17 protein-coding genes are annotated in these 23,571 nt (G+C 71.4%); 13 read left to right on the top strand and 4 right to left on the bottom strand.

Translation table 11 applies throughout. The features are described 5' to 3' along the window. Positions 1-7 precede the first annotated feature (7 nt). Together WMF44_RS31930 and WMF44_RS31925 are read left to right on the top strand one after the other, a co-directional pair. Positions 8-847: a PDZ domain-containing protein gene (locus tag WMF44_RS31930; RefSeq protein ID WP_437293826.1), complete on the top strand. Its 840-nt coding sequence runs from the start codon at positions 8-10 to the stop codon at positions 845-847. 15 nt (positions 848-862) lie between these two features. Further along, on the top strand, positions 863-1,390 hold the full coding sequence (locus WMF44_RS31925) for a TrmH family RNA methyltransferase (RefSeq protein ID WP_437293825.1): 528 nt from the start codon (positions 863-865) through the stop codon (positions 1,388-1,390). A gap of 42 nt (positions 1,391-1,432) precedes the next feature. On the opposite strand, the gene WMF44_RS31920 is transcribed toward WMF44_RS31925, so the two are convergent. The 3 genes from WMF44_RS31920 to groES form a co-directional block, all read right to left on the bottom strand. Then, positions 1,433-1,966: a GNAT family N-acetyltransferase gene (locus tag WMF44_RS31920; protein WP_012238541.1), complete on the bottom strand. Its 534-nt coding sequence runs from the start codon at positions 1,964-1,966 to the stop codon at positions 1,433-1,435. Between the two features lie 128 nt (positions 1,967-2,094). Next, positions 2,095-3,723 (bottom strand): chaperonin GroEL, encoded by a 1,629-nt coding sequence (groL, locus tag WMF44_RS31915; RefSeq protein WP_437293824.1) that lies wholly within the window; start codon positions 3,721-3,723, stop codon positions 2,095-2,097. Positions 3,724-3,756: 33 nt separating this feature from the next. Next, positions 3,757-4,047 (bottom strand): co-chaperone GroES, encoded by a 291-nt coding sequence (gene groES, locus WMF44_RS31910; protein ID WP_012238539.1) that lies wholly within the window; start codon positions 4,045-4,047, stop codon positions 3,757-3,759. A 506-nt stretch (positions 4,048-4,553) separates the two neighbouring features. Here groES and WMF44_RS31905 point away from each other — a divergent pair. The 11 genes from WMF44_RS31905 to WMF44_RS31855 all read left to right on the top strand — a co-directional run bounded on the left by WMF44_RS31905 (position 4,554) and on the right by WMF44_RS31855 (position 19,765). Next, positions 4,554-5,105, top strand: a complete 552-nt coding sequence (locus tag WMF44_RS31905) for a hypothetical protein (RefSeq protein ID WP_437293823.1) — start codon at positions 4,554-4,556, stop codon at positions 5,103-5,105. Then, a complete protein-coding gene (locus tag WMF44_RS31900) occupies positions 5,105-5,770 on the top strand; it encodes a hypothetical protein (RefSeq protein WP_437293822.1) in 666 nt (221 codons plus the stop codon). The genes WMF44_RS31905 and WMF44_RS31900 overlap by 1 nt, the downstream gene beginning before the upstream one ends. Before the next feature lie 155 nt (positions 5,771-5,925). Further along, positions 5,926-6,762: a response regulator transcription factor gene (locus WMF44_RS31895; RefSeq protein WP_437293821.1), complete on the top strand. Its 837-nt coding sequence runs from the start codon at positions 5,926-5,928 to the stop codon at positions 6,760-6,762. 335 nt (positions 6,763-7,097) lie between these two features. Next, complete coding sequence (locus WMF44_RS31890) at positions 7,098-9,038, top strand: hypothetical protein (protein ID WP_437293820.1); 1,941 nt, start codon at positions 7,098-7,100, stop codon at positions 9,036-9,038. 72 nt (positions 9,039-9,110) lie between these two features. Beyond that, positions 9,111-10,115 (top strand): AAA family ATPase, encoded by a 1,005-nt coding sequence (locus WMF44_RS31885; protein WP_437293819.1) that lies wholly within the window; start codon positions 9,111-9,113, stop codon positions 10,113-10,115. 18 nt (positions 10,116-10,133) lie between these two features. Next, positions 10,134-11,087 (top strand): DUF58 domain-containing protein, encoded by a 954-nt coding sequence (locus WMF44_RS31880; RefSeq protein ID WP_437293818.1) that lies wholly within the window; start codon positions 10,134-10,136, stop codon positions 11,085-11,087. A 2-nt stretch (positions 11,088-11,089) separates the two neighbouring features. After that, positions 11,090-12,997 (top strand): vWA domain-containing protein, encoded by a 1,908-nt coding sequence (locus WMF44_RS31875; protein ID WP_437293817.1) that lies wholly within the window; start codon positions 11,090-11,092, stop codon positions 12,995-12,997. Next, positions 12,994-15,816, top strand: a complete 2,823-nt coding sequence (locus WMF44_RS31870) for a VWA domain-containing protein (protein ID WP_437293816.1) — start codon at positions 12,994-12,996, stop codon at positions 15,814-15,816. The genes WMF44_RS31875 and WMF44_RS31870 overlap by 4 nt, the downstream gene beginning before the upstream one ends. A 117-nt stretch (positions 15,817-15,933) precedes the next feature. Beyond that, entirely contained in the window at positions 15,934-16,983 is a 1,050-nt protein-coding gene (locus WMF44_RS31865; RefSeq protein ID WP_437293815.1) for a homocysteine S-methyltransferase family protein, read from the top strand. Between the two features lie 73 nt (positions 16,984-17,056). Then, positions 17,057-18,388 carry a glutamate--cysteine ligase gene (locus WMF44_RS31860; protein ID WP_437293814.1) on the top strand — a complete coding sequence of 444 codons (1,332 nt, stop codon included), beginning with the start codon at positions 17,057-17,059 and terminating at the stop codon, positions 18,386-18,388. Between the two features lie 63 nt (positions 18,389-18,451). Beyond that, complete coding sequence (locus WMF44_RS31855; protein WP_437293813.1) at positions 18,452-19,765, top strand: hemolysin family protein; 1,314 nt, start codon at positions 18,452-18,454, stop codon at positions 19,763-19,765. Positions 19,766-21,474: 1,709 nt separating this feature from the next. On the opposite strand, the gene WMF44_RS31850 is transcribed toward WMF44_RS31855, so the two are convergent. Then, on the bottom strand, positions 21,475-23,391 hold the full coding sequence (locus WMF44_RS31850; protein ID WP_437293812.1) for a HEAT repeat domain-containing protein: 1,917 nt from the start codon (positions 23,389-23,391) through the stop codon (positions 21,475-21,477). Positions 23,392-23,571 lie beyond the last annotated feature (180 nt).

Raw genomic sequence — 23,571 nt, 5'->3', positions numbered from 1 at the left:
CGCCATCTTGGTCCTCCAACGGCATCGCGCGCTCTCGCTCTGCTTGCCCGCGTTCCTCCTGCTGCTCGCCGGAGGTGGCACGCCGCTCGCCGCGGGCGGCTGCTCGGCGCTCTATCCCGAGCTCTCGGCCCGCCTGCACGAGCCTCCTTCAGACCAGGAGCTGCATCCTCCGCCGCCCGAGAACGTCCGATGGCTGCGGGTCGTCCGGGCGAGAATCCCGGAGCGCACTCGGGACGGCCGAGCCTGGGATTCCGGCGCCGGTGACCTCCCGGACCCCTATGTCCGCGTCTTCGTCAACGGCGCGGAGATCTTTCGGACGGCGGAGCAAGCGAACACGCTCGAGCCGACCTGGCCCGAAGGACCCAGCGGGAACTTCGAGATCATGCCCGAGGACCGGCTCCGGGTGGAGGTCTGGGAAGCGGATCCGCTCATCGACAAGCCGATCGGGGTGCGCGACATCGGCCGTCCGAGCGATACACACCGAGCCGCAGGGGAGATCGAGATCCAGCTCGACGCGGGCGGCTCGCTCACGCTCGCGTTCCAGCCGGCGCACGCCAGGTTCGGCCTCGGGCTCTGGTACCAGCTGCATTCCGGCTCGGCATTCATCTCGCGGACGATGGAGGGCGGGCCTGCAGAGCGCGCCGGGCTCCGCAAGGACGACGAGGTGCTGGAGATCGCCGGGCAGCCAGTGCGGCGCATGTCCGTCGCGGCGATCCGGGGCGCGCTCGACGCCGTGCCGCGCGCCGGGCTCGTGCTCCTGGTCAAGCACGCCACGGGCACGACCGAGCGGATCAGGGTCCACGAGGGGCCCATCTATCCGCTGTTCGATCGCTTCGCCGCCGAGTAGGGGAGCCAGCGCGCCGTGAAGATCCCGCCCTTCGGGCTCACCACCCGGGAGATCCGCGAAGAGCTCGCCCCCTTGCGGAACGACTTCTCCGTCGCCGTCTGCCGCGCGAAGAACCCCTTCAACATCGGCGCCATCATCCGCGTCGCGCACTCGTTCCTTGTGCGGGAGATCTTCCTGATCGGGACCGAGCCCTACTACGAGCGCGCTTCGATGGGCATGCAGAAGTACGAGACCATCGTCGAGTGCCCCGACGAGGCGAGCTTCCTCGAAGCGGCGCGCGGCCGCCCGCTCATCGGCGTGGAGCGCGATCACGCGCGGCGCACCTTCTGGGAGGCGCCGTTCCCCCGCGGGCTCGTGTTCCTCTTCGGCAGCGAGGATGACGGGCTGCCGCAGGCGCTGCTCGACGCGTGCGAGGACGTGATCGCGATCCCCATGTACGGGATCAACCACTCGTACCCGGTGGCGATCGCGGCGGGCATGACCCTGTGCGAGTGGGCTCGGCGGCGCGATCCGCGCGGCGGCGTGAGCCGCGCAGGAGGGTGAGCGGCGCCGAGGCGGGCCGCCGTCCACGGGGACGGAGGGGCGCTACTCGGGGTAGCGCTCGAAGACGAGGAGCTCGCCCAGGAGGTCGTGATCGAGCGTTCCAGCAGGGCGCATCCCGAGCTTCTCGATCACCCGGAGCGACGCGCGGTGCCAGGCCGGCGTGGTCGCGATGACGCGCCTCACGCCCGGCTGCTGCAGCGTCCAGTGCAGGACGGCGCGCGACCCCTCCGTCGCGTAGCCTTGGCCCTGGGACTTGCCCTCGACGCCGTAGCCGATCTCCACCGTGCCGGTCGCGTCGGGCCGGCCGTTCAGCACCACGCTGCCGACGACGACGCGCTCCTCCTGCCCGCGCGTCACCATCAGCCGCGTGCCCCACAGGAACGCCTCTGGATCGTCGCGCAGCCGGTCGAGCGGCGAGCTGAAGGCGCGCTCGACGAGCGCGCGCCCGGGCCAGGCGCCAGGGAAGCGCGCGCCGGACAGGGCCTCGGCCTCGGCGCGATCTCCGCGGATGACCGCCTCGAGCAGGGGCAGCGAGACCGGGGTGAGCGCCAGGCGCTCGGTAGTCAGGGTGCTCATCGCGAACCTGCGCCGGATCAGATCATGCGCCGCGGCCCGCCGGAAGTCGAAATGGCGAAGGGCCGACTTCCTGAGGAGGAAGTCGGCCCTCGCCCGCCGGGCTTAGCGGTCAGCGCGGCGCGCCGCGATCAGAAGTCGTGGCCGTGGCCCGCGTGGGCGCCACCAGCCGCCGCCTTCTCCTCCTTCGGCCGCTCAGCGATGAGCGCCTCGGTGGTGAGCATCAGGCTGGCGACGCTGGCCGCGTTCTGGAGCGCCGACCGGACGACCTTGACCGGATCGATGACGCCCATCTCGAGCAGGTTGCCGTAGTCGCCCGACGCCGCGTTGTAGCCGTACGAGTCCTTGCCGTCGCGCACCTTCTGCACGACGATCGAGCCCTCTTCCCCGGCGTTGGCCGAGATCTGGCGGAGGGGCTCCTCGATGGCGCGGCGGATGATGTTCACGCCGAACCGCTGCTCGTCGTTGACCTTGAGCTTCTCGAGCGAGCTCTGCGCGCGGATGAGCGCCACGCCGCCGCCCGGGACGATGCCCTCCTCGACGGCCGCGCGGGTCGCGTGGAGCGCGTCCTCGACGCGGGCCTTCTTCTCCTTCATCTCGGTCTCGGTCGCGGCGCCGACCTTGACGACCGCGACGCCGCCCACGAGCTTCGCGAGCCGCTCCTGGAGCTTCTCGCGGTCGTAGTCGCTCGTCGTGTTCTCGATCTGAGCGCGGATCTCCTGCTGCCGGGCCTTGATCTTGTCCTTCTTGCCCTGGCCGCCGACGATCGTGGTGTTGTCCTTGTCGATGAGGACCGTCTTCGCGCGGCCGAGATCGCTGATCGTGACGTTCTCGAGCTTGAGGCCGAGCTCCTCCGCGATCACCTGGCCGTCCGTCAGGGTGGCGATGTCCTTCAGCATCTCCTTGCGGCGGTCACCGAAGCCCGGCGCCTTGACGGCCGCGCAGTGCAGCGTGCCGCGGAGCTTGTTCACGACGAGGGTCGCGAGCGCCTCGCCCTCGACGTCCTCGGCGATGATGAGGAGCTGCTTCTGGCTCTTGGCGATCGCCTCGAGCACCGGGAGCAGGTCCTTCATGTTGGAGATCTTCTTCTCCGAGATGAGGATGTAGCAGTCCTCGAGGTTCGCCTTCATGGCCTCGGGATCGGTCACGAAGTACGGCGAGAGGTAGCCGCGGTCGAACTGCATGCCCTCGACCACGTCGAGGGTCGTGTCGGCGCTCTTGGCCTCCTCGACCGTGATCACGCCCTCCTTGCCGACCTTCTCCATGGCGTCGGCGAGGAGCTTGCCGATCGTCTCGTCGCCGTTCGCGCTGATCGTGCCGACCTGCGCGATCTCCTTCGCGTCCTTGGTCTGCTTGGCGGAGCTGCGGAGGTGCTCGACGATCGCCTCGACCGCCTTGTCGATGCCGCGCTTGATCTCCATCGGGTTGTGCCCGGCCGCGACGAGCTTGGAGCCCTCGCGGTAGATCGCCTGGGCGAGCACCGTCGCGGTGGTCGTCCCGTCGCCGGCGATGTCGCTCGTCTTCGAGGCGACCTCGCGGACCATCTGGGCGCCCATGTTCTCGAAGCGGTTCTCGAGCTCGATCTCCTTGGCGACCGTCACGCCGTCCTTGGTGACCGTCGGCGAGCCGAAGCTCTTCTCGATGACGACGTTGCGCCCCTTCGGGCCGAGGGTGACCTTGACCGCGTCGGCGAGGGCGTTGACCCCCGCGAGGATCATGCTGCGGGCGGACTCGTTGTAGATGATTTCCTTGGCTGCCATGGTGTCTCTCCTAAGTTCCTTCTGTCGCCCGCGTCACTTCTCGATCACGCCGAGGATGTCGTCCTCGCGGAGGATGAGGTGCTCCTCGCCGTCGATCTTGACCTCGGTGCCCGAGTACTTGCCGAAGAGGACGCGATCGCCCTCCTTGACGTCGAGCTTCCGCACGGTACCGTCCTCGGCGACCTTGCCGTTGCCGACGGCGACGACGGTCCCCTCGATCGGCTTCTCTTTCGCGGTGTCGGGAATGTAGAGACCTCCCTTGGTCTTCTCTTCTTCCTTCACGCGCTGAACGATCACGCGGTCCTGGAGCGGTCGAATCTTCATCTTTGCAAGTCCTCCGGGGACGAGCGCCGCGTCCCACGAACGGCGGACCCAGCCGGCGCAACGGAGCGCGCCGGAAGGCCCCCTACGATTGCAGTCTGGGCACTTTGCTAGCACTCACCTGTGGCGAGTGCTAGCGAGCGCGCGGAAGATAGCCACCCCCTGGAGGGTGTCAAGAGTGGTCCCAGGCCGGCACTTTGCGCGTTGGCAGCCAGGCGCGGAGGTGGCTGTAAGTTCTGGAGATCGCAGGGGAAGGTGCGTTGCGCAAGGCTGGGCCCGGCGGAGCCCCTCGGCTAAAATGCCCTTATGAGGGCAAAGCTGCGGCAGCACAGTGACGCGATGCCCTCAGGGCCTCCAGCCCGAGGGAGGCCGTCAGGACGTGTCTGGTTGACCTGAGCGCGCGGTGGCCCGGGTTACGTCGGTATCCAGGGCACCCGCATAAGTGAGGTGCCGCTGTGAGCCAAGCGATCTCTCTCTCCCCGAGCATGACCCGCTATTTCCAGGAGGTTGTGGACGAGGCGCTCCGAGTTCGGAACGTCGCTGCCACCGAGGCGGCGTCGAGCTACCTCGTCGGTCTGCTCTGTGCTTTTGCTCACCCGGACGAGCATGCCGAGTCTGCCTTCAACCAGCCCCTGACCTTTCTTCTGCGCGACGCGCTGGAAGCCTCCGGAGCCGAGCGTTTCCAGCGGCTGCGTAACCTGGGAGACAGCGTGCTCTACGTGGTCGGCTTCTTCGGCGGCCACATCGAGCTGAAGGGGGTCGATCGCGGCTACGTGGTCGGGGTCGGGTCGACCGCCTACCACCATGCGGCCGCTATGCTGCGCCTCAATGCGCGCGTCGGCCAGGGGCCCGATGTTCTTTCGGAGATGGCCGAGAAATTCGAGCGGTTCGTGAGCGTCCTGAACGATGTGGCCGACGGCACGCTCGCGTCGGGGGCTCGGGACGAGCGCTCGGTGCTCCGGCTGTACGAGCGCTGGGTTCGTACGGGATCGAGCCGCCTCGCGGATGAGCTCGGGGCACGAGGGCTCGTGCCGAGCCGTGGTACGGGCGGGCTCAACTGATGCAGGGGGCGACCTTCCCGTCCCGGATCCAGCAGCACCTGGCGCGCACGTATGCGCTCGATGACGCGCCCGCGGTCGACGATTTCATCCGGCTGACGGACGGGAGCGCGCGCGAGGCGCTGCTGATCCGGCACGCCGACGGGGATATCGAGATCGCGCTGCACCTGCCCCGCCGGGCGATCACGCGGGGGCGAGAGCGGACGTTCGACGAGATCTGCCAGATCGTCGAGGGCGTGAGCCACTTCCTCTATGTGGCCGAGCGGGCCCGCAGGGAGCTGCCGGCGACCCAGCTCGAGCTCGAGCTCCAGGCCGAGGTCGACAAATACGTGCTGCTCGTTCATGGCGATCTGGCGGACGAGGTCGAGCCGCCAGGCCCGCCGCTCCGGCGCCGCCACGAGGCGGCCCCACCGGGGGCGGGGCGCTTCGAGCCCGAGCGCGCCGCGCGGATCCGCGCCCATCTCTTCGAGCGGGTCACCTTCATGGATCCACCGGGCACGGAGACCGGTGATCGCTACCGGATCGCGAACGATCTGGCGGCGCGGTTCGCGGGCCGACTCGAGTCCGAGTTTGCCCGCCACGGGCGTCATGCCGAGCTGCTCGCGGCGCTGCGACGCTTCTATGCGGCGGGGCAGACGGAAAAGATCGCCCTCGCGCGCGCCGCGTGAGCGCATCCTCCCGAACGCTCGGGATCGCTCGGGAGGACGGGGACGGGCGGGGACGGGCGGGGACGGGCGGGGACGGTGAAGCGCGCTCGCCGCGGCCGCGCGCTCTCGTTCTCTCTTGACCGGTTCGCGCGCACGTACTCTCATCCGCATCCACGATGCCTTCCGCGAGCACGATGCCGCCCCGTGTGCTGGTGGCCGAAGACGAACCGGCGATGTTGAGCCTCGTTGCGCGTCACCTGAGGAACCTAGGGTTCTCTGTGATCGAGGCTTCCGAGGGTGATGCCGCCTGGGAGCTCGCGCGTGAGCACCAGCCGGATCTGGTGATCCTGGACGTGATGATGCCCGGCATGAGCGGCTGGGAGATCTGCAAGCGGCTGAAGAGCGACACGTCGGACGGACGGCCGTTCGCGAGCACCGGCGTCATCATGCTCACCGGGATCGGCGAGAACCTGAACGAGATGACCTCGCCGCTCTTCGCCGCGGACGCCTGGTTGAACAAGCCGTTCGATTTCGCGGATCTGGACGCGCGGGTGCGCGAGACGCTCGCGCGTTATGCGAAGCAGGTTCCCGATGCGAACGGCGCCAGGGCTCAGGCAAGCGCGGTTGGCGAGGAGCCTGAAGCCGCGGCGCAGCCGCCTTCCAGAGAGCGGGCGACGGGGGCGAAGAAGTCGGCGGCAAACGGTGCCATGGCGAGCACGGCGGCTGCGAAACGATCGGCCGTGACGAAGAAGCCGGCCACCAAGGCGGCGAAGAAGCCGGCCGCGACGAAGAAGCCGGCCACCAAGGCGGCGAAGAAGCCGGTCGCCAAGGCGGCGAAGAAGCCGGCCGCCAAGGCGGCGAAGAAGCCGGTCGCGGCGAAGAAGCCGGCCGCCAAGGCGGCGAAGAAGCCGGTCGCGGCGAAGAAGCCGGCCGCCAAGGCGGCGAAGAAGCCGGTCGCGGCGAAGAAGCCGGCCGCCACGAAGGCGGCGTCCAAGAAGAAGTCGATGAAGTGATCCAATCCGAGGCGGGCGCCGTGCGCGGCGGCCCGTCACCTTGTTCCCACGCAACGTACGCGTGCCGCTGCCGAGCCGGGCGCAGAAGAGCCGTCCGATCAGCGCCCCGAGGGAAGACCCCCACCCACCACCGGCAACGCGCATCCATGCCGGCGGCGCGCTGAGCGCAGAGGCTGCCCTGCACGGGAATCATCAGGGCTCGCCGCGCGTCATTCCCTCGTACGTCGCGCGGAGCCTCCCAGGAACTTTCGGGCGCCTGACCCGTCAGCAGGTACAATGCTGCGACGTTTCCCCTTCGAGGGCCCCCGCGGGGGGCGCCCGGAGCGCTGAGCACCGTGAGCGACTCTCGCACGAAGCAACTGGACCGCATTCGCAGCGCCGCGCTCGCGGTCGAGCTGAGGCTCCGGTTCGGGCGCGCGCTGCGCGCGCTGCCGAGCGCGCTGACCCTCGCGCTCGCGCTCGCCGCCGGGACGCTCGCGGTGCACAAGGCGCTCCCGGCGTACCTCGGCGAGCCGCGCGCGCGCCAGCTGCTCCTCGGCGCGGGGCTGCTCGTGCTGGCCACCCTCGTCGTGGCGATGCTGCGCCGCCTGCCTCCCCGCGCCGGCACCATCGCCCTCGATCGGCACCACGGCCTCCACGACCGGCTGACGATCGCGCTCGCCTTCGACGCGCTGCCCGCAGCGCAGCGCACCCCCCTGATGGAGGCGGCGATCGACGACGCCTGCGAGCACGCCGCAGGGCTGCGCCCCGCTGGCGCCGCGCCGCTCGCGCTCCCTCGCGAGCTCTGGACCTCCGCCGCGGTGGGCCTCGGCGTGCTGGCGGTGGCGCTGCTGGAGGTGCGCACCCCGCGGAAGCAGGCGCCCGTCGCGGCGACCATCGACGCGCTCACCATGTCGCCCGACGACATCGAGCTCTTCAAGGACGCGGCCAAGGCGCTCGATCGGCAGGACCAGGGCCCGGAGATGAAGTCCGCGGTCGAGCGGTTCAACCAGCTCATCGAGGACATCGCCAACAAGCGCCTCGATCGCACCGAGGCGTTCCGCCGCATGGAGGCGCTCGAGCGAGAGCTCCTCAAGGGCGCGGAGGCCGACCTGAAGGCGCTCGAAGAGGCGCTGAAGGAGACGGGGCTCGACCTCAAGAAGAGCGATCTGGCGAAGGGCGTGGGGGAGTCCCTCGAGAAGAAGGATCTCGAGAAGGCGAAGAAGGACCTGAAGGAGCTCGCCGAGAAGCTCCGCGACAAGAAGAAGAAGCTCGACAAGGCCGAGATCGAGCGGCTGCGCAAGGCGCTCGCCGAGGCGGCGTCGCGCCGCAAGGAGGCCCTCGCCGCGGTCAACGAGAAGCGCGCCGAGGCGCGCGAGCAGCTCCTCAAGCAGAAGCAGAAGGCCTCCGCGAACGATCAGCAGAGATCCGAGCAGGAGAGGCTGCTCAAGAAGAAGGAGCGGGAGCTGGAGCGGCTCGACCGCGAGGCCGAGCAGAAGGAGCGGACCGGGCGCCAGCTCGACCGGCTCGATCGCGAGCTCGCCAAGGCCGCCGAGGATCTGATGCGCGACCTCGGGATGTCAGCGGACGATCTCGAGCAGGCGGCCGAGGACATCAACCGGATGCAGCAGGAGGAGATGTCCGAGCAGGAGAAGGAAGAGCTGCGCCAGCGGCTCGAGGAGCTCCGGGAGCTCGTGCGCCAGCAAGGGCAGGGGGGCAAGCAGCGGATGGCCAGGATGCTCCGCTTCGGGAAGCGCGCGCGCGGCAGCCAGGGCGGCGGCGAGGAGCAGCAGGGGCAGGGCCAGCAGGGGCAGGGCGACGGCGAGCAGGAAGGGCAGGAGGGCCAGCAAGGCCAGGGCGGTCAGGGCAAGGGCGGGCAAGGCCAGGGGCAGGAGCTGGTGATCGGGCCCGGCGGCAAGAAGATCCTGATGCCCGGCGGCGGGCAGGGGCAGGGGCAGGAGGGGCAGGGGAGCGGCCAGGGCAACAGCAACGGCGGCAACCAGCCCGGGGGTGACGGCGTCGGCTCCGGCCGCGGCGGCGAGATCGCTGGCAAGCGCACCGACCCGAAGATGGGGACCCAGGACGTCCAGGCGCAGGGGCTCGACACGCAGCAAGGGCCCTCGAACAGCGAGGTGATCCTCAGCGCGGCCGAGCGGGGCTTCAAGGGGACCGGCTACAAGAAGGTCTTCACCGACTATCACACGGTCGCAGAGCAGCAGATCAACAAGGATCAGATCCCTGATGGATACCGGTTCTACGTGAACCGGTATTTCCAGCTCATCAGGCCGCGCGAGTGAGTCGAGCCGGCGGCTCGAACGCGACCGCGCCTCACCAGGCGCCCCGCGACAGCGGGCGCGAAGCAGGAAGTCATGGCCGAGAAGACGAAGGAAGCAGCGCGGGCCGAGGTGGACGAGTTCCGCGCGAGCATCGGAGAGCTGCGCGAGGAGGTGGGGAAGGTCATCGTCGGCAACCGCGAGGTGGTCGACGGCGTGCTCACGTGCATGCTCGCGGGCTCGCACGCGCTGCTCGAGGGCGTGCCGGGGCTCGGCAAGACGATGCTCGTCCGCACCATGGCCGAGGCGCTGGACCTCCAGTTCTCGCGCATCCAGTTCACGCCCGACATGATGCCCGCGGACATCATCGGCACCACCGTCATCGATGAGAACGCGGGCGGGCAGCGGTCGTTCTCGTTCCGCAAGGGGCCGATCTTCGCGAACATCGTCCTCGCCGACGAGATCAACCGGGCCACGCCGAAGACGCAGAGCGCGCTCCTCGAGGCCATGCAAGAGCACCGGGTCACGGTCTCGCGGCAGAGCTACACGCTGGAAGAGCCGTTCTTCGTCCTGGCGACGCAGAACCCCCTCGAGAGCGAGGGGACGTACCCGCTGCCCGAGGCGCAGCTCGATCGGTTCTTCTTCAAGCTGCACGTGCCGTTCCCCAGCCGCGACGAGCTGAACTCGATCCTCGAGCGGACGACCGGCACCGACGCGATCGAGGTGCGGCCGGTCCTGAACAAGGAGCGGATCATCGCCATGCAGCGGCTCGTCCGCGAGGTGCCCGTGGCGAAGCACGTCCAGGACTACGCGGTGCGGCTCCTCCAGGCCACCCACCCCGCCGAGGGAGGCAGCCTCGACGAGGTGAAGCGGTTCGTGAAGTTCGGCGGGTCGCCGCGCGGGGCGCAGGCGCTGCTGCTCGCCGCGAAGATCCGCGCCCTCTTCGAGGGGCGGTTCGCGGCGTCGATCGACGACGTGCGCGCGTGCGCGCTCCCCGCCCTGCGGCACCGCGTGCTGCTCAACTTCGAGGGCGAGGCGGAGGGCGTGAAGACCGACGAGGTGCTGCAGGCGATCCTCAAGCACCTTCCGGAGAGCAAATGAGGCGCCGTCGAAGGTAGCATGGGGCTCTTCGACGCGTTCAAGAGGGCCGCCGCGCCGCTGCGCCGCTTCTCCGCGCTCTCCGCGAGCGCCCCCGACGAGGAGCTCTTCGACGACGAGTTCCAGCGCAAGCTCGACTATCTCGCGATGGTGAGCCGCCGCGTCTTCTCGGGGGCGATGCGCGCGGAGCGGCGGACCAAGAAGACCGGCTCCGGGGTCGAGTTCGCCGACCACCGCGACTACGCGCCCGGCGACGATTTCCGGTACCTCGACTGGGCCGCGTACCAGCGCTTCGACCGGCTCCTCATCCGGCTCTACGAGGAGGAGGAAGACCTCTCGATCTACTTCATCGTCGACACCTCGGCGTCGATGGCGTTCGGCGACGGCGAGAAGCTGCGGCACGCGAAGCGCCTCGCCGCGGCGCTGGCGTACGTGGGGCTCGCCAACCTCGACCGCATCGCGATCGTCACCGCGACCGACGAGATCAGCGGGCGCATGCAGTCGACCCGCGGCAAGGCGCGCATCTTCAGGATCTTCCGCTTCCTCGGACAGGCGCGCGCCGAGGGCCCGACCGACCTCGGCGAGGCGATGAAGACCTTCGTGGCGCAGCACAAGCGGCGCGGCCTCGCCGTGATCCTCAGCGATCTCTACGATCCGGCGGGCTTCGAGCGCGGCATCAACGTCCTCCGGTACAACCGGTTCGAGCCGTTCGTGCTCCACCTCGTCGACGCGCGCGAGGCCCGGCCTGCGCTGCGCGGGGACGTGCGCGTCTACGACTGCGAGACCGGCGACGAGCGCGAGGTCACGGTGACCCCCAAGGTGCTCGAGCGCTACGCCGAGGCCTACGAGCAGTACCTCGACGAGATCCGCCGCTTCTGCACGTCGCGGCAGGTGAGCTACTTCCGCGCGGACGTGTCCGTCCCCTTCGATGAGCTGATCCTTCGCGTGTTCCGCAGAGGCGGCTTCCTCCGGTAGCGATGCTGCATTTCACCGGCGTTCCGCTGCAGACACTGCTCCAGATCGGCGCCCTCGCCGGGGCCGTGGTCGTCGTCTTCTACATCCTCAAGCTGCGGCGGCGGCCCGTCGCGGTCCCCTTCTCGAGGATCTGGGAGCGCATCCTCCGGGACAAGGAGGCGACGAGCCTGTTCTCGCAGCTGAAGCGGCTCCTGTCGCTGCTGCTGCAGCTCGCGCTCCTCGCGCTGCTCCTGCTCGCGCTGGGAGATCCGCGCCCGCAGGCGAACCTCGTCGAGGGGCGCAATATCGTCGTCCTCATCGACGCGAGCGCGAGCATGCAGGCCATCGACGTCGCGCCCTCGCGCATCGAGCTCGCGAAGGAAGAGGTCAGGAAGATGGTCCGCGGCCTCTCTGGCAGCGACCGCATGCTGCTGGCCCAGATGGACGCGGCCATCACGCCCCTGTCGACGCTCACCGGAGAGATCTCGGAGCTCGAGGCGGCCGTCGCGGCGGTGAGGCCGACCGACGCCACCGCGGACTTCGCGCGCGCGCTCCGCTTCGCGAGCGACACCCTGAGCGGGCTCCCGTCGCCGGAGGTCATCGTCGTGAGCGACGGCGCGCTCGGCGAGCCGACCGACGCCGGCGGACAGGTGCGCCTCGGCGACATCAAGCTCTCGTACCTGCCGGTCGGCAAGGGATCGAGGAACGCCGCCATCACCGAGTTCTCGGTGCGGCGTTACCCGCTCGACAAGAGCCGCTACGAGGTGATGCTCGAGGTCACCAACACGAGCGACGAGCCCCTCGATCTCGAGCTGTCGCTGCTCGGCGACGGCCAGCTCACGGATCTGACGCGCATCCGGCTCAAGCCCAAGGAGAAGCTGCCCCGCTTCTACCCGAACCTCTCCGGCGCGTCGAAGACGCTCGAGGCGAAGCTCGCGCTGGCCGACGGCAGCTCGGACGACCTCCCCGCGGACAACCGCGCCTACGCGCTCCTCCCCGAGCGGCGCCGCGCGCGCGTCCAGGTCGTCTCCGCGGGGAACATGTTCCTCGAGGCGGCGCTGCTCCTCGACGAGTACCTCGACGTGACCTTCGTCGATCCGCAGCGGTACCCGGCGGCCTCGTCGTTCGACGTGACCATCTTCGACGGCGTGGCGCCGAGCGTCGCGCCGGGGAGCGGGAGCCTGCTCTACCTCAACCCGACCGGGACCAGCGTCCCGTTCGAGGTGGGCAAGGAGGTCCTGGACGACGACCCGAACTACCGCCTGGGCTTCGACGAGCTCGACGCGAAGCACCCGCTCCTGCGCTACACGGCGCTCAGCGACGTGAACGTCGCGCGCGCCCACGTGCTCAAGGGCAACAAGGAAGACAGGGTCGTCGGCCGGAGCTACAAGGGGCCGCTGCTGCTCGAGGGGCGTCGCAGCGGCGTGAAATTCGTCGCGCTCGGCTTCGACGTGCGCGAGAGCGATTTCCCGCTCCGCATCGCCTGGCCGCTCTTCCTGCTCAACGCGATCAACAACTTCGTCGAGGAGGACACGAGCTACATCTCCTCGTTCCGCACGGGCTCCGTCTGGCACATCCCGGCGTCCTCGTCCGCGGAGGTGGCCAGCCTGGAGCAGCCCGACGGGACGACGCGCGCGGTCCCCATCCAGGAGGGGCGCGCCGTGTTCCTCGGGCAGCACGCCGGCTTCTACACGCTGCGCGTCGGCGCCGCGGGCGCGCCGGAGGAGAGCATGTTCGCCGCGAACCTCTCGGCGCCGGAGGAGAGCGCGATCGCCCCGGCCGCCGAGCTCAAGGTCGACGGCCGCGGCGCGGGCGCGGTGAGCGAGTTCAAGATCGGCGTCCGCCGTGAGCTCTGGGTCTACCTGCTCGCGGCGGTGCTCCTCGTGACCGCGATCGAGTGGTTCACGTACCACAGGAGGGTGACGGTGTGAGCGCGTTCCGTGGTCGCAGGCTGCGCATCGCCGCGTGGGCCATCACATGCGCCGCCCTCGGCGGGATCCTGTTCTGGGCGTACCGGAGGTATGTCCTCCTGCACCCGGATCCGACGCTGACGTGGGTGCGCGAGGGGGTGACGTACGAGCTCCTCAACCCGAAGATGCTCGGCGCGATCCTGCTCGCGCCCTGGTTCGTCGGGGTGCTCGCGGGATCCCTCGCCGACCTCCCCCTGCCGCAGCGCGTGCTCTCGGTGCTGCTGCGGGTCGCGTTCGTCGCGCTGATCGCGCTCGGGCTGTCGCGGCTCGCGAGGTCCGCGACAACGGAGAAGGTCGCCACCATCTACCTCATCGACGTCTCCGAGTCGGTCACGGACGAGGCGCTCGACGACGCGCGAGCGGCGCTCGACAGGGCGTTCGCAGAGAAGCCCGAGGACGGCGTCATCAAGGTGATCACCTTCGCGCGGCGGCCGCGGCTCGCCGAGCGCGCGGCCGGCGAGGCGGCAGGTCGCGAGGAGGAGCGGCGCGCGCCGCCCATCGCCCGCCACGCCGACGCGAACGGACAGCGCGGCGATCTCGGCGCGGGCTCGAACCTCCAGGCCGCGCTGCAGCTCGCGTACGGGCTGTATCCGCCCGGCTACCTCAAGCGCGCCGTGCTGATGTCGGACGGCGTGCAGACGGACGGCGACGTGCTCGCAGAGGCCAACCGGGCGCGCGACGTCGGGGTGCGGCTGTTCTCCATCCCGTACCGGCGGCCCGCGCCGCCCGAGGTCGCGGTGCGAGAGCTCAGGATGCCCGACCGGGTCAAGGTCGGGGAGACGTTCGAGATCCACGCCGACATCTACGCCAGCCGCGCCACCAAGGCGCGCGCGCGGCTCTACCAGGGGGAGGCGCTGAACGGCCTCGAGGGCATCCGGGACCTCGAGCTCAAGGCAGGGCCGAACGACGTCGTGTTCAAGAGCGTCGTGCGCATCGCGGGGCAGGTGACCTACGCGCTCGAGCTCGACCAGATCGCGGACGACAAATTCAAGGAGAACAACCGGTACGCGACCACCATCGACGTGCCTGGGCGCCCGTCGGTGCTCTACGTCGAGGGGACGCCGCAGCACGCCGGCCCGCTCTCGAGCGCGCTCACCGCGCAGCAGCTCGACGTCGACGTCAGGCCGCCGGCAGGCTTCCCCGGCTCCCTCAAGGAGATGGAGCGCTACGACTTCCTGATCGTGTCCGACACCCCGAAGGAAGCGCTCAGCCTGCAGGGGCAGGAGATCATCGAGAGCTACGTGCGGGATCTCGGCGGGGGGTTCCTCTTCGCCGGCGGCGAGTCGGGGTACGGCCTCGGCGGCTGGTACCGCACCACCATCGAGCGGATCCTGCCCGTTCGGATGGACAACGAGCGAAAGAAGGACATGCCGAGCGTCGCGATGGCGCTCGTCATGGATCGCTCGGGATCGATGACCGGGCTGCCGCTCGAGATGGCCAAAGCCGCGGCGAAGGCGACAGCGGGGGTGCTGTCGTCGGACGATCTCATCGAGGTGATCGCGTTCGACTCGGCGCCGACGCGCTACGTGAAGATGCAGCCCGCGCGCAACCGCTCGCGGATCGCGGGCGAGATCGCGCGCATCCAGCCGGGCGGCGGGACCGAGATCTTCTCCGCGCTCGACGCCGCCTACCAGGACATGACCGTCACGCAGGCGCGGAAGAAGCACGTCATTCTCCTCACGGACGGCAAGGCGTCGACGGGCGGCATCCGGGACCTCGTGTCCGCCATGATCGCCGAGTCGATCACCGTGACCACGGTGGGCCTCGGGAACGACCTCGACGAGCAGCTGCTCAAGATGATCGCCGACGTGGGCGGGGGGCGCTTCCACGCGGTCCCGGATCCGAACAACCTGCCGCGGATCTTCACCAAGGAGACCGAGATGGTGGCGCGCGCCGCCGCCGTCGAGGAGTGGTTCCCGGTGACCCAGGTCGGCGACGCGGCGTTCCTCCGCGGCGTCGACGTCCGCACGGCGCCCAACCTGCACGGCTACGTCTCGACCAAGCTGAAGCCGCCGCCCGCCCAGGAGCTGCTCACGAGCGACACCGAGGAGCCGATCCTCGCGCGCTGGCGCGTCGGCCTCGGGTGGACGCTCGCCTGGACGACCGACGTCAAGGCGCGCTGGGCCGTCGAGTGGCTGAGGTGGCCAGGCTTCGAGAAATTCTGGGGGCAGCTCGTCCACGAGCACATGCGCCAGAAGCACCGGCGCGAGCTCGACATGAAGGCCGAGATCGTCGACGGAGAGCTGCGCGCGTCCGTCGACGCGTTCGGGGCCGACGACCGGTTCGAGAACAACCTGACCTCCCGGCTCAGCATCATCGGGCCCGAGCCGGGCGGCGCGACGCGGGTCGTCGACATGCGTCAGACCGCGCCGGGGCGCTACGAGACGGCGCTTGCGCTGGATCGGTACGGCTCGTTCCTCTTGCGGGCGGAGCACCTGCGCGAGGCCGAGGACGGCTCGCTCCGGCCCGTCGCCGTCAGCTACGGCCACGTCTCGAACCCGTACCCGCGCGAGTACGCGAGCTTCGAGCCCGAGCTCGCGATCCTCGAGAAGGCCGCGACGTCGACCGGCGGGGCGGTCGATCCGAGCGGCGTGGCGGCCATCTTCGACCCGGCGGGGGAGAAGGTGACGTTCCACGAGGAGCTCTGGCAGCAGTTCATCTACGCTGCGATGGTCGTGTTCCTGCTCGATCTGTTCGTCCGCCGGGTGCGGCTCTTCGACCGGAAGTTCGTCGCGCGCCGGGGCCGAGGGGTAGGGGGCCGGCGCCTCCCGGCCACATGACGGCCCATGGCAAAGCGGAGGCCCTCATGACGGCCGATCCCCCGTTCTTCCCCGGCGCCGCGCCGAGCGCAGGTGCGCGTCCGTCAGGTTGTCCCCGACTCCGCTGCGTGGAACGCTGTGCTCCAGCCCGCTGGCCTGCACCATTTCGCGACGCGGAAGGGCCGTCTTGGGCTAGTTTCCCCTTATAGACCGGTGGTAGAGGAGCCCTGGAAAGCAGCGAAGGACGTGAATGCGCTCGAGGCCTCCACCTCTCGGCCTCCCGTGGGTCGTCCGCTCATCATCAGCGGCGATCCGCTCGCTTCGCTCCGTGGACGAGGCACCGCGGTGTCCTCCACCACCGCCCTCGGTCGGCTGCTCCGCGAGTCGCCGCGGGCGATCGCTGAGCTGCACGAGCAGGAGATCGCGCTGGGGATCGACGTGGTCCGGGCGCTCACGTCCGCGACGACGACGCGCGCCCTGGCGCCCATCGGCATGGCGTTCCGCGCCGCCGCGCTGACCGGAACCGCGGTCGAGCTCGCCACAGAGGCGGCGGGCGGGGCCGCGCGCCGCGTGGCGGTGGCGGGTATCCTGGGCCACACTGCTGCCGCGCCCATGGCCGACCGGATCGCGGAGGATTACGCCGTCCATGCGGCCAGGCTGGCGGCGGCCGGATGCGAGATCCTCGTCGCGTGCGGCTTCGATCCAGCCCAGGCAGCGTGCGTCGGCCCCACGGTCGCGCGGCTCGCGCGCCGCGCGGCGGTGGTCAGCGCCAGCACGACGCAGCTGGCGACGTGGGCGCTCGTGGAGCTCGACGGCGCAGGGCGCACCGCCGATGGCGAGGGCTTCGAGGAGGTCGCCCGATCGGCCCTCGACAGCGGCGCGGACGCGCTGCTCTTCGAGGTGCCGTCGGTCGAGCTCGGGCTCAATGTGCTCCGGCGCCTCGAGGGCGTCGCGCATGAGGTCCAGGTCGGCGTGCTGCTCGGCGCGGAATCCGCGCAGGCGGACGGCACCGACCGCGTCGCGCCCGCCGAGATCTGCGATGCTTGGGCGGCGTCGGCGGCGCGGCTCATCGAGGCGGGCGCGCGAATGCTCGGGGGAGGGACGGGGACAACGCTGGCGCACCTGGGCGCGCTCGCGAAGATGCTCCGTACGACGCAGCGCGCGCCCCTTCTCAGGCGCGCGCTCTAAGCGAGAACGAAACCCAACCGGAAACGTGATGATGGCCGATGCAAGCCACGGGAGTGAGTCGAAGTCTCAACCGTTGGAGACGTTCGACGACCTGCTGTTTCCCTTTCACGAAGCCACGAAGCCCGAGGCCCTTCACCGGATCGGCGCCGAGGCGGAGAAGTTCGGGGTCGACGCCAGGACGGGCGCTGCCATCCCGTACGAGGGCGAGCGGAGCGTCCTCAACGTCCTCCAGGCGCTCGTCGAGCGGCACGGGTGGACACCCGAGCACGAGACCCCCGGCGGTCCGCTGATCGCGCTCGCCCGGGCTGGCGCCTCGGTGACCCTCGAGCCAGGCGGGCAGCTCGAGCTGTCCGGAGCGCCCCTCGAGAACATCCACCAGATCTGTATGGAGATGAGCGGGCACCTCGCGGAGCTGCGCGACATCTCCGCCGAGCTCAAGCTGACCTGGCTCGGCATCGGGTTCCACCCCTTCGCGTCGCAGGCCGATCTCTCCTGGGTGCCCAAGGCGCGCTACGCGATCATGCGGCGCTACCTGCCGACGCGCGGCGCGCACGGCCTCGACATGATGCGCCGCACCGCCACCGTGCAGGCGAACTTCGACTACGCCAGCGAGGAGGCGGCGATGCGCGCGCTCCGCGTGTCGCTCCGGCTCTCCCCGCTCGTGACGGCGATGTTCGCCAACTCCCCGTTCTACGAGGGGGCGCTGTTCGGCGGGCGGAGCTACCGCGCCAAGGTCTGGCTCGACGTCGACGCCGCGCGGCAGGGGCTGATCCGCGACGTGCTCGAGCGCGGGCGCCGCTTCTCGGATTACGTCGCGTGGGCGGTCGACGCGCCGATGTTCCTCATCAAGCGCGACGGCGAGGTGATCGAGAACACGGGGCAGACGTTCCGTGACTTCCTGGAGCGCGGCTTCGAGGGGCACCGGGCCACCCGCGGCGACTGGGAGATGCACCTCAACACCCTCTTCCCGGAGGTCAGGCTGAAGCGGACCCTCGAGGTCCGCGGCGCGGACTCGCTGCCGGCCAACCTCGTCTGCGCGCTCCCGGCGCTCTGGGCGGGCATCCTCTACGACGCGCGCGCGCTCGACGAGGCCGACGCCCTGTCCGAGAGCTTCAGGTTCGACGAGCTCGAGGCCGTGCGCCCGAAGATCGCCGAGCGCGCGCTCCGCGCCACGTTCCGCGGCAAGCCGCTCGCGGCGCTGGCCGAGCGGCTCGTCTCGATCGCCTCGGGCGGCCTCGAGCGGCGCGCGCGCCTGAACAAGAACGGCAAGGACGAGCGCGTCCACCTCGATCGGCTCAGCGCGCTCATCGCCAAGGGGCAATCCCCGGCCGATGCTCTCGTCGATGGACTCAGCAACGACGACCCGGGCCTGCGAAGCAAGATCCTCGAACGTGCGAGGATCTAGCCGCGGCTCGTCGCCGAGGAGGCGCGGGGCGGCGGGCGCACCGGGGGGAGGACGGCGACCGGCATGACGTTCGTCTACCTCCTGGGCACCGCGCTCCTGGTGCTCCTCAACGCGTTCTTCGTCGCGTCCGAGTTCGCCATCGTCAAGATGCGGCCGACGCGGCTGGAGCAGCTCGTGCGCGAGGGGGACGCGCGGGCCCGGCTCGCGCTGCAGATGTCGCAGCGGCTCGACGCGTACCTGTCCGCCAACCAGCTGGGCATCACGCTCGCGTCCCTCGGGCTCGGCTGGATCGGCGAGCCGGCCATCGCCCACCTCATCGAGCCGTTGCTCGCGCCGCTCGACGCCTGGTCGGGGGTCGGCGCGCACGCCATCGCCATCGGCATCTCGTTCATCCTGATCACGGCGCTCCACACCGTGATCGGGGAGCTCGCGCCGAAGTCGCTCGCGATCCAGCGGACCGAGAAGGTTACGCTCTGGGCGGCGAGGCCGCTGCACGGGTTCTTCGTCCTGATGTGGCCGGTCATCTGGGTGCTCAACTCGATGGCGAACGGGTTCGTCCGCCTCTTCGGGCTCCGGCCTGTGGGCGAGGAGGAGATCGCGCACACGTCGGAGGAGCTCCGGCTGCTCTTGACGAAGAGCCCCGCGGGGCTCGATCCGGCGCTGCGCAGCATGCTGGTGCGCATCTTCGACCTGCGCCGGCGCACGGCGAGGCACGTGATGTCGCTCCGCTCCGACGCGGCGACGCTGCGCGCGAACATGACGATCGACGAGGCGGTGCGGATCGTGGCCGACGCGGGGTACTCCCGGTACCCGGTGCTCGACGAGCAGGGCAAGAACGTGCTCGGCTACCTGCACCTGCGCGACCTGTTCGACGTCCTGAGCCACCGCCGCCGCGCGGCGCGCGTCGCCGAGCTGCTCCGCAAGCCGATCTTCGCGCGCGAGAACACCTCGGTCGAGCGCCTCCGCCTCGAGATGCAGGCGCGCCAAGTGCCGGTGGCGATCATCACGTCGGCCTCGGGCGAGTTCATGGGGCTCGTGACGATGGAGGACCTCATCGAGGAGATCGTCGGCGAGATCCGCGACGAGAACGACGAGGAGGTGCCGCCCATCCACCGCCGCGGCGGCGGCATCGTCGACGTCGACGGCCGCGTCCTGCTGACGGACCTGGAGCGCGACGGGCACATCGTGCTGCTGCCCGAGGTGAAGACCGTCGAGACGGTCGGCGGCTACATGCTCGGCCGGCTCGAGCACCCACCCGAGGCGGGCGAGCGCGTCGAGTGCGAGGGTTACACGCTCGTGGCGATGGATGTCGCCGGCCGGCGGGTACGGCGCGTCCGCATCGTCCCGACCGACGCGGCCGGGGGCGAGCGGTCATGACGAGCGCGGCTCCCCGCGCCGCGGATCCGCGCGCCGGCGCCGTCCGTCAGGGGCGCCGCCTCCGAGCGTACGCGGCGAGGCGCGCTCCCTGGAATCGGTCGCCCCGGGGACGAACGGCGCGCGGATCCAGGTACAAACTTCGGCGGACAGGTACTACCCTGGCTTCGTAAGTGGAAACGCTTGCAACTCGGATCTTGCGCGATGGCCCGCTGAACGAGCTCGACGCCGTCGGCTGGGCCATTCGTCTTGCGAAGCGGATCGAGGCGCTTCACGCCCTCGGCGTCGCGCACGGCGCGATCTCGCCGGAGTGCGTGCTCACGACCGCGGTCGATCGCACCTCGAAGGCGATCCTGGCCGACCTGCGCCAGACGCCGAGCCGCATCGCGTACCAGTCGCCCGAGCGGGTCGGGGGCGGGACGCTCTCGGCCGGCGACGACGTGTGGGCCATCGCGGCGACGCTCTACGAGGTGCTGACCGGGGCGAGCGCCTTCGGCGGAGGGAGCGACGCCGAGACGCGGCAACGGATCTCGGGCTCCTCGCCGGCGCCGCTCGCCGTCTTCGACGTGGGCGACGACGATCTCCAGCGGGTCCTCGACGACGCGTTCCAGCGCGATCGCTCCGCGCGCACGACGAACGCCGCCGCGTTCCGGCGCGCTCTCGAGGAATGGCACCCCGATCCCGCGGTGCGCACGCTGCTCCCGCTCGACGACGAGGACGCGACGAACGACGAGGACGACGACGAGGTGCGCACGCTGATGCGGGTCTCGCCGTTCAGCTCGAGCCAGCTCGACGAGGTCATCGCGCAGCGCGCGGCGGCGGCGGCCGCGGGTCAACCGGCGCCGCCCCTCCCGGCCGAGCGCGCGCGGCCCCCGGCGGCGCAACCGGGCGCGTCGGCCCCCAGGCCGGGCGCCGCCCCGATCCCCAGGGCGCCCGCCGCGGCTCCGGCCGCGCAAGGGCGCGCCCCGGTCGCGCGAGCGCGCGTTCCGGGCGTGGGGGCGGTCCCGGTGACGCAGACGTCCGGCGACGCCCGCGAGGGCTCGGAGCCCAGGATGGCCACGCGGGAGGCGACGCCCCTGAACCTCCGCGGGCCCGCTGGGCCAGCGGCCGCAGCGCCTGCGCGCTCCGGAGGAGCGGCGCCCGCCGCGCTCCGCGCGCCCGACGCGGGGCGGCCCGCGCCAGGCGCGGCGCCGCCGGCTGGAGGGCCTCGAGAGCCGCCCGCGGTCGCAGCGCCAGCGCCGGCGTTCCCGGGGCGCGAGCGCCCGGACGCGGAGCCCGAAGCTGTCGCGAGACCTCGGCCCCGGAGCGGCGAGCTGCCTTTCCTCGGCGATCTCGACGGGGACATGCTCGACGAGCCCACGCTCGATGCGCCCACGGTCGTCGACGACCGCGACGATGACGATGACGACGTCCCCACGCGGTCGCGGGAGGCTCCCACGCCGGTCGTGCCGCCCCCGGTCGACGCGACGCCGATGCTCGGCGCGCCAGAGGCGCTCGCCGATGCGGCGGCGGCAGGTCGCTCCGCTGCGGCGCCGCTCGAACGAGCCGCGGGGGCGCCCGCGGCCGCGTCGTCCACGAGGGGCGGCGCGCTCCTCGGGCCGGGCTCCGCCGCGGCCGGCGCGCTCAGCCCATCGCAGCAAGCCTCGGCGGCCACGCACGGCGCCGTCGCCGCGCAGCAGAGCGCGGCGCCCGCTCAGAGCCCGGCGCAGGGCTCAGCCGCGCCGGCTCCGTCGCCCCTCGGCACGGCCGGCGGCTTCGACCTGATCACCGACGCGCCGCCCGACCGCTCGGGGCGGCTCGGGATCATCATCGCGGTGGTGGTGGCGCTGCTCCTGGCGGGGGGGGCGATGCTGTTCGCCGCGCAGCTCGGCCTGCTGGGGGCCGCGCCCACCGCGCCCGGCAGGGGGGCGGTCGAGCCGGTCCCCGCGCTGGCCGTCGCGCCGATCGGGGCTCGCCCGCGGCCGGAGCGCTTCCTTGTGGAAGCTCTGGATCTGCGCGTCGAAGCCGCCCATGTCCACGCGCAGGAGCACCTCGGGCCGGAGGCCTGAGCGGCGCGCGGCGGCCTCGGTCCGCTCGGGGAACGGCGAGATCCACACCATCCTGCCGCCCGGCGCGAGCGCGCGCGCGGCGCCCTCGACGAAGCGATCGAGCATGGCGTCGAGATCTCCCGTGCGCTCGACGCGCCGCCCGAGGGGCGGGTTCGTCAGGATCAGCGTGGGCGCCTCGCCCGGGGGCGGCGCGCCGCCCGCGTCGCGCTGGAGGAGCTCCGCGCCCCGCGCGCCCGCGGCGTCGAGGTTCTCGCGCGCGATCTGCAGGGCTCGAGGATCGCGATCCGAGCCCACGAGCCGCCGGTACGGTCCGAGCAGGGCGCGCTCGCAGAGCTCCAGGCCCGAGCCGACGAACGGATCCCAGACGACGTCGTCGCCGCGCGCCCCCGCGATGCGCGCGAGAGCGGCCGCGATCGTCGGGTGCGACGCCGCGGGCACGTCGCCCCGGCGGTACGCGAACCGTGGGTCGGGCAGGCGCGGCGCGAGCTCGACCCGGACACGGCCCGCGCCCTCGTAGACGACCACGTCCCACGTGCTCTGGGTCGGATCGTTCACGAGCTCCGGGGCCTCCGCCTCCACGGCGGCCGCGGCGCGGAACACCGCCGCCCGGCGCTTGCCGCCGCCGGCCCAGTCGATGCGGTAGCGGATCGCGCCCTGGGTGAAGCGGCGCAGGATCTCGCGCGCCTCCCGCGAGAGCAGCCGCTCCGCGACCGCCGCGGCGAGGTCGGCGCCCTGGTCGAGCTTCCGCAGCGGCAGCGGGAACGCGAACGACAGCATCGTGCGCGCCCCGAACAGGGCGTCGAGGCGGCCGCTCAGCATCACCTCGACCCGCGCGCCGCCGCACGGATCGCTCCGGAGCTCGGGGACGAGCGCCCCGCCGGGAGAGCCCGCGCCGAGCGCCGCGAGCTCCTCGGCGAGGATCGCCTCGAGCCCGCGCCGGCAGCGCACCGCCACCCGCAGGGGGCGCTCCGGCGCGCGATCGCCGGCGATCTCGGACGGCTCGCCGCGCGTGAGGGTCCTCCTGGCCAGGAGCTCGGCGCGCGCGCGCACGCCGGCGATGTCGTCGCCGTCGAGCTCGGCCAGCGCCTCGAGCGCGGCGCCGCCGCCGACCTTGCCGAGCGCGTCGATCAGCGCGCGGCGGACGTCGGGCGAGCGCTCGCTGCGCGCCGCCTCGGCGAGCGCCTGCTCGACGAGCGCTCGCCCGGCGTCCGCCGCGCGCGGCTTGCCGAGCGCCACCGCCGCCATGCGGCGCGTGCGGCGATCGTCGTCGCCGAGGCAGGCGAGCAGGTAGTCGCGCGCCCGCTCCGAGACCTCGGGATCGATCGGCCCAGCGGCCATCAGCTTGCCGACGAGCCGGGTGAGCGGCGCGCGCAGCGCCGGCGGCGCGCCGGCCGCGCGCTCGAGCGCGGCGGGCAGCGCCGCAGCGCCGGCGCGCCGCAGGGCCCGCTCCGCCAGCTCGGCGGGCTCATCGGCCGTCTCGAGCAGATCCATCAGGGCGGCGAAGTGGCGGCGGCCCGGCGTGAAGCCCGGATCGGAGAGGGCGCGCTGGAGGTCGGGGTCGAGCGTGGCAGGGGGGGGCATCGTGGCTTGTAACTCCGCGTTTTTATGTGGATCCCGGCGGTCACAGCGGGCCGGGATCTCGGGGGACGCCTGCGCCGCTCTCCGAGCGCGCTCGACTTTCGGTACAAGCGCGGCGTTCCAGCAAGCTCTTTCGGCGCCGGGGCTCTCGGCGCTCTCGTTTTCGGTCGCCGGGTCGCTAGA

Source organism: Sorangium sp. So ce426 (genome assembly GCF_051475585.1).
GTDB classification, from domain to species: Bacteria; Myxococcota_A; Polyangia; order Polyangiales; family Polyangiaceae; genus Sorangium; species Sorangium cellulosum_B.
The sequence above is the reverse complement of the archived record's forward strand: the minus strand, read 5'-3'. Positions and strand labels throughout refer to the sequence as shown.